The organism is Chlorobium sp. (genome assembly GCF_049593655.1).
Taxonomy (GTDB): domain Bacteria; phylum Bacteroidota; class Chlorobiia; order Chlorobiales; family Chlorobiaceae; genus Chlorobium.
This window is the reverse complement of the sequence record NZ_JBAWHG010000024.1, coordinates 1-7,041: the sequence shown is the minus strand read 5'-3', so window position 1 is coordinate 7,041 and position 7,041 is coordinate 1. Positions and strand designations below refer to the sequence as shown.

Sequence of the window (7,041 nt, the reverse complement as noted above, 5' to 3'; positions counted from 1 at the left end):
CTATTAATGGTGTGTACGCTCAGAAGAAGCAACGGGCGCATCCCTCTGAGAAGACGAAAATGACAGAACCGTAACGATAAGATCCCATGCGTATTACAAAAACAATCATTCCGGTCTTGCTGCTTGTTCAGGGCATCGCTTTTTCCTGCCTGAGCGGTCGGCTCTTCGCGGAATCCGTACTGTCGGGGTCGTCCCAGCAAGCCGCATACAATCCCCTTGCAGGCCCCGGTTATCCCCTCGTGCAGGACTCCTATTTTACCGATGATTCCGGCAACATTCTGATGATCGTCAATGTGCTTGGCGAGGTCAATCGTCAGGGGCAGATCATTGTGAGGGAAAATGCCGATTTTGCAACCCTCCTTGCGCTTTCCGGAGGTCTCCGCAAGGAGGCTAACCTGAAAAAAGTGGTTGTCGCCCGACAGAGTGCCGACGGAAACGGTATCCAGGCGTACACGGTAGATATCAGGCAGTTCTACAAACGAGGAGACCGCTCCTCATTTATCGCCCTGAAGCCGAACGATACCATCATTTTTCCCGAAAAAGCGTTCAGCCTATCCAGGATTGCCAGTATGGTCAGCATTATCTACCCGTGGGTTTCGATCTACGACATTATCCAGAGGGATTAACAACAATTTTGTGCAATACGATACTATGAAGCCCGATAAACAGACGGCGATGAGTCCCCAGGATGGGGGCGAGCGTTCGGAGGATCGCGAAATCTCCCTTGCTGAAATTTTCAGTATCATTCTGCGCAGGAAGTACGGTATTCTTGCTTTTTTCGTTGTTGCGATGCTTTTCGCACTGGTCTACCACTACACCCAGGTTCCTGAATATCGCGCCGAATCGATGATGATGATTGCTGACAGCAGGGGTGAGGGCGACCTTCTTGCGGCAGCTCTCGGTACGGCGGGTAATGCGGAAAGTCAGGCGGTGAAAAAGGATGTCGAACTGCTCATGTCGATGCCCATTGCCGAACTGACGGTCAGGGAACTCTATAAATGCAGTAAAAAAGACTCGCTCGAGTTTTTCAACAAAAGAGAGTATCATTCGCCGGTTTCCCGGTTTTTGGGTGCGATTACCGGTATGGCATCGCTTAATGCAAGCGCGCAGCCTCGAGAGTGGAACTATTCCGACGAGCGGTTGCGACTCGATGCGTTGCGTCTGAACAGTCGCATCCGGGTTCTGCCTGCTCGTGAAACCAATGTTCTGAAGGTTTCAGTTGCGAGTCCGTTTCCCGACGAGGCTGCATTTTTATCCAACATGCTCTGTCAGGTCTACAAGGATGCCGATATCAGCCGGAACTCGGAAAAGTATACGCAGGCGAACCGTTTTATAGCTGCAATGCTCGACGAGCAGGAGCACAAGGTGGCAGAAGCCGACCATGCGCTCTCTGAATATATGGAGTCGAACGAGATCTATGAACTGACCGGGAACAGCGGTCAACTGCTGCAGAAGCTGGTTGAAGCCGATGCAAAATACAAGAGCATTCAGGCCGAGTCCAATATTGCAAGCAACAGTCTGGCCTTTCTCGAAAAGAAACTCTCCGAAACCGACAGAACCATCAGTTCGGAGATTGCAAGAAACGTGACGATCCAGCTTGGCGCCATCATGGATGAGATAAAGGGGCTTGAAAGCGAATACATGAAAATGGTTCGCGAAAAAGGGATCGAGCATGTCGATGTCAAGGCGAAAAAGCGGCAGCTCGACGTGGTAAAGGCAAGGTACGAGCAGCTCAGCCGCAGCAAGATCGCCGGCCAGATCGGCTATGCCGGTAAGGCCAGGAAATTCAGTTTCGACATGGTTTCCGAAAAGCTCCAGATCCAGCGGAAGCTCAACGAACTCCATTTCAGCGCCGGAGAGTTCAGCCAGCTTCGGCAGTACTACGAACAGCTGCTCAGCGAACTTCCGAAAAAACAGCAGGACTACCTGAAACTGCAGAGAGACAGGGAGGTAGTCGGAAAAACCTATCTCTATCTGAAGGAGAAGCTCGACGAAACCCGTATCATGCTCGGTTCAGAAGTGGGCGGAGTCGCTCTTATCGGTTCCGCGTTCCAGCCATTCGCGCCGGAAAAACCCTCCCTGCAGAAGAACCTGCTGATGGGTCTGGTGCTTGGCGGATTGCTTGCGGCGCTCTATACCATTACGGCGGAGTATGTTGATGATACCATCAAGGACGAAAACTTCTTCAGGGAAATCGGTCTGCCGCTCCTCTCCTTCATCCCCTTTGTTTCGAACGACAAAAAAACGTTTCCGCCCGAGGCCATTTCCGGTTTGAAGCGGATACTCCACAACTCGAGCAAGGTATTCCGCAATCGCGTCATTGCTGGCGAATGTACCGCCAAAACAAAGCGGAGCACCGATCCTGAAGCCGAAATTCCCATGCCGATGCTTACCGACAGCCTCTCATCGGTCTTTTCCGAAAGCTTCAGAATTCTTCGCACGGCAATCGACTACTCCAAGCCCGATTCCCCCTGCAAGTCGATTCTTGTATCGGGAACGGCGATGTCCGAAGGCAAGTCGACGGTGTGCGGTAATCTCGGTATGGCTTTTGCCCTTGCCGGCAAAAAAACCCTTATAATCGACTGTGATTTCCGCCGCGCATCCATCCACAAAAAATTCAATGGCAAGCGTGAAAACGGGCTTACCGACTACATCTTTGGCAAGGATCATGCTATCGATGAAAGCTGGTTCCAGAAAACCAACGTTGATAACCTCACCTACCTCAGCGCCGGTAAACTGGTGCCCAACCCTAACGAGATCCTCGGTTCGGTAAAAATGATCGAGCTGATCAAAACTCTCGAAGAGCAGTTCGACAAAGTGCTCTTCGACAGCCCGCCGCTCTTCCTCAGCGATGCGGCCCAGCTTGCCCACTCAATCGACGGCATCATCCTCGTCAGCCGCCTGCACTATACCAATCGGAAGCCGATACTCGAATTCACAAAAGACCACTTCCTCAGCTCCGCAATCATCGGTATAGCCGTAATCGGCTCAAAAGAAAAACGCGGGTACGATTATGGCAAATACGGCTCCAAGCGCTACGGCTACGGAGCCTACGAGGAGAACGTGTGAAAATAGCGGGATGGCTGGATGGCCAAAATCATCTTTTGCTATTAAGCTAACAAGCCAATAATCCTTCCCAAAAAATGAAAATTCTCATCACCGGTACCGCCGGCTTTATCGGATCTCACCTTGCGTTGCGGCTGCTTGAGCGTGGCGATGAAGTTGTCGGGCTTGATAATATCAACGACTATTACGATCAGCGGGTCAAGTATGGCCGGCTCGCTATGGCAGGGATCAATGAAGAGGCCATTGCATACAATACGCCCATTACTTCGTCAAAGTATCCGAATTACAGCTTTATCAGGCTTGATCTTGAAGACAAGCCGAATCTTATGAACTTGTTCGAGCAGGAGAAATTCGATGCAGTCTGCAATCTTGCCGCTCAGGCAGGGGTGAGATACTCGATAACCAATCCGGATGCATATATAAGCTCAAACATTGTCGGGTTTATCAATATTCTTGAAGCCTGCCGCCATAACGGAGTGAACAATCTCTGTTACGCATCGAGTTCGTCGGTCTATGGCCTTAACGAAGAACTTCCGTTCTCTGTGCATCATAATGTCGATCACCCGATCAGTCTCTATGCGGCCAGCAAAAAAACAAATGAGCTTATGGCTCATACCTACAGCCATCTGTACGGGATTGCAACAACCGGTCTGCGCTTCTTTACCGTGTACGGCCCATGGGGCCGACCCGATATGGCGCTTTTTCTCTTCACCAAAGCAGCTATAGCCGGTAAACCGATAGATGTGTTCAACTACGGGAACATGCAGCGTGATTTTACCTATATAGACGATATCGTTGAAGGTATTACCAGGGTTATAGACCATCCTGCAAAAGCAAATGCAGCATGGACAGGCAAGCAACCTGAGCCCGGTTCATCATCAGCCCCATATAAAATATATAACATCGGCAACAACAATCCGGTCCAGCTGCTGGAATATATCGGGGCAATCGAGCAGGCGCTTGGAAAAAACATAGAGAAAAACTTATTGCCCCTGCAGGCAGGCGACGTTCCTGCAACCTATGCTGATGTTCAGGATCTTGTAGAAGACCTCGACTATAAACCGGAAACCACAGTCCAGGAAGGCATCAACAAATTCATAGAATGGTATAAAAGCTTCTTTGCAGCGGGAAAGCGGGAAAGCGAGGTAGCCAAAATCCCTTTTTGCTATTAAGCTAACAAGCCATCCAGCCACCAAGCCATCAAGCCATTCTCTCTTGCTATCAAGCTATCCAGCCAACCAGCCTCCCCCTAAAAAAATGCTAAAAATCGCCATCATCGGCCTTGGTTATGTCGGCCTGCCCCTTGCCGTTGAATTTGCTAAAAAATATCCCGTAGTTGGATTCGATATAAAACAAATGCGTATCGACGAACTGAAGAACGGGCATGATGCGACGCGTGAAATAGAGCGTGACGATCTGAACAGTGTTCTATGCAGCAATAATCCGTTTGTCGCCGGGGAAACCCAGGGTTTGTATGTAAGTTGCGACAGCAACGATATTGCTGATGCGAACTACTATATCATAACCGTACCAACACCAACAGACAAGAACAACCGCCCCGACCTCACTCCGCTCATCAAAGCAAGCGAAACCGTCGGCAAGGTGCTTAAACCAGACGATATCGTCATCTACGAATCCACAGTTTATCCCGGAGCAACAGAAGAAGACTGCGTCCCGGTCCTCGAAAAATTTTCCAACCTAACCTACGGCACCACAACTCATTCATCCCGAAACAACATTTCCCATATTGATCGTAACACTTCGCACGTAACACGTAACACGTTCTTCGTCGGTTATTCCCCCGAACGCATCAACCCCGGCGATAAAGAGCACACCGTCACAAAAATCAAAAAGGTTACATCCGGTTCCACTCCTGAAGCCGCCCAAAAAGTCGACGCATTGTACTGCTCTATCATAACCGCAGGGACCCATCTCGCACCATCCATAAGGGTTGCCGAAGCGGCTAAAGTCATCGAGAACTCACAGCGCGACATCAACATCGCTTTTGTCAATGAACTGGCCATGATTTTCAATCGAATGGGCATAGACACCAATGATGTGCTCGAAGCTGCCGGTACCAAGTGGAACTTTCTGAAGTTCAAGCCAGGCTTGGTTGGCGGCCATTGCATAGGGGTCGATCCCTACTACCTTGCCCAAAAGGCGCAGGAGGTAGGCTATCATCCTGAAATTATTCTTGCGGGGCGTCGTCTGAACGATAATATGGGCAGGTATGTAGCTTCAGAAGTGATAAAGCTGATGATTTCAAGAAGTTGTTGTGTAAAGGGTTCAAAGGTACTGATGCTGGGGATCACATTCAAGGAGAATTGCCCGGATATTCGAAACACCCGTGTGGTTGATATTGTACGAGAGCTTGAAGAGTACGGTACCGAGGTTGAGATTTTCGATCCATGGGCAGATGCCGATGAGGTTAACCATGAGTATGGGTTAACCTGTTACAACGAATTGAACGGTCATCGTTACGATGCAGCAGTGCTTGCCGTTGCTCACGATCAATTCAAAGAACTTGATATTCGTTCATTGCTTGCTGGTGAGCTCGGGGTGGTATACGACGTCAAAGGTGTTTTCGATCAAACGGTTATCGAAGGAAGGTTATAGTATTTCCGCTTGATGGCTTGATAGCTGAATAGGCCGACAGCAATCCACTTAATTCGTTCGCTTCCTATTACCCATTACCCAATCCCTAATACCCATTACCCAACCGTGCCCAACAACGCCTCACATCCCCAATCAATCCCAACGCTTCTCAAGCGTCTCTGGCAACATATAACCCCTCGCCGTCGTGGTCAGTTTGGCCTTTTGCTGATTCTGATGATTGTCGCTTCACTCGCAGAAATTGTCAGTATCGGAGCCATACTTCCGTTTCTTGCCGTGCTCACTGCTCCGGAGAGAATATTTCAGCTTCAATTAGCCCAACCGATCATTAAATTACTTGGTATTACCTCGTTCAATCAGCTTCTGCTGCCTCTTACTATCGCATTCGGTATGGCTGCACTCTTTGCAGGAGCCGTGAGGTTATTGTTGCTCTGGGCAAGTACGCGTCTTTCTTTTGCAACAGGAGCCGATCTCAGCATCGGCATATATCGCCGAACGCTTTACCAGCCCTATGCAGTGCATGTCGCCCGTAACAGCAGCGAAGTGATCAGCGGCATTTCCGCTAAAGCAAATAGTGTCATTTACAGCACCATTGTTCCGATCATGACCTTTATCAGCACAACGATCATGTTGCTTGCCATTATGGCTGCACTTTTTTCTATTGATCCACTTGTTGCTCTCTCTGCTTTTGGGGGGTTTGGTCTGATTTACGGATTTATTATATGGTTCACACGAAGCCGGATGCTTATAAACAGCCGCTGCATAGCCCGTGAATCAACGCAGGTAATCAAATCCTTGCAGGAAGGGTTGGGTGGCATTAGAGATGTACTTATCGACGGAAGTCAGGCTGTATATTGTCGGATCTACCGTCAGGCCGACCTTCCCTTGCGTCGAGCACAGGGAAACAGTCTTTTTATTGGACAAAGTCCTCGTTTCGGTATGGAGGCTCTCGGGATGTTGCTAATCGCAATATTGGCCTATGTGCTTTCGAGACAGCCGGATGGAATTGTCAAGGCAATACCTGTCCTCGGAGCTCTGGCGCTCGGAGCTCAACGGATGTTGCCGGTATTGCAGCAGGCATACGGCGCATGGTCAGCAATTCAAGGTGGACAAATATCGTTACGTGATGCGCTTGACCTGCTTGATCAATCTCTACCAGACTATATTGACAAGCCAGAGTCTATTCCATTAGCATTCAGAAAAAAGATCAGTCTTAAAAACCTCTCATTTCGTTATACGCAGGAAACGCCTTGGGTGCTGAACAATCTTAACCTAACCATAGAGAAAGGAAGCAGAATAGGTTTTATTGGCGTGACCGGTAGCGGTAAAAGTACTCTACTTGATATTATCATGGGCCTTCTT

At 49.3% G+C, this 7,041-nt stretch carries 5 protein-coding genes; all 5 read left to right on the top strand.

Features of this window, described 5'->3' with window-relative positions:
- The first annotated feature begins 86 nt into the window (after window positions 1-86).
- A complete protein-coding gene (locus tag WBP50_RS03930) occupies window positions 87-626 on the top strand; it encodes a polysaccharide biosynthesis/export family protein (RefSeq protein WP_423931814.1) in 540 nt (179 codons plus the stop codon).
- A 10-nt stretch (window positions 627-636) separates the two neighbouring features.
- Complete coding sequence (locus WBP50_RS03925) at window positions 637-3,069, top strand: GumC family protein (protein ID WP_423931813.1); 2,433 nt, start codon at window positions 637-639, stop codon at window positions 3,067-3,069.
- Window positions 3,070-3,143: 74 nt separating this feature from the next.
- Window positions 3,144-4,238 carry an NAD-dependent epimerase gene (locus tag WBP50_RS03920; RefSeq protein ID WP_423931812.1) on the top strand — a complete coding sequence of 365 codons (1,095 nt, stop codon included), beginning with the start codon at window positions 3,144-3,146 and terminating at the stop codon, window positions 4,236-4,238.
- Window positions 4,239-4,323: 85 nt separating this feature from the next.
- Window positions 4,324-5,682: a nucleotide sugar dehydrogenase gene (locus WBP50_RS03915; RefSeq protein WP_423931816.1), complete on the top strand. Its 1,359-nt coding sequence runs from the start codon at window positions 4,324-4,326 to the stop codon at window positions 5,680-5,682.
- Window positions 5,683-5,895: 213 nt separating this feature from the next.
- Window positions 5,896-7,041 (top strand): ATP-binding cassette domain-containing protein (locus WBP50_RS03910; protein ID WP_423931815.1); only part of this gene is annotated, 1,146 nt, incomplete at its 3' end.

Excerpts from the sequence above, each read along its gene's own strand:
- WBP50_RS03920 (WP_423931812.1), top strand. The coding sequence starts at position 3,144 with ATGAAAATTCTCATCACCGGTACCGCCGGCTTTATCGGATCTCACCTT.
- WBP50_RS03915 (WP_423931816.1), top strand. The coding sequence starts at position 4,324 with ATGCTAAAAATCGCCATCATCGGCCTTGGTTATGTCGGCCTGCCCCTT.
- WBP50_RS03930 (WP_423931814.1), top strand. The coding sequence starts at position 87 with ATGCGTATTACAAAAACAATCATTCCGGTCTTGCTGCTTGTTCAGGGC.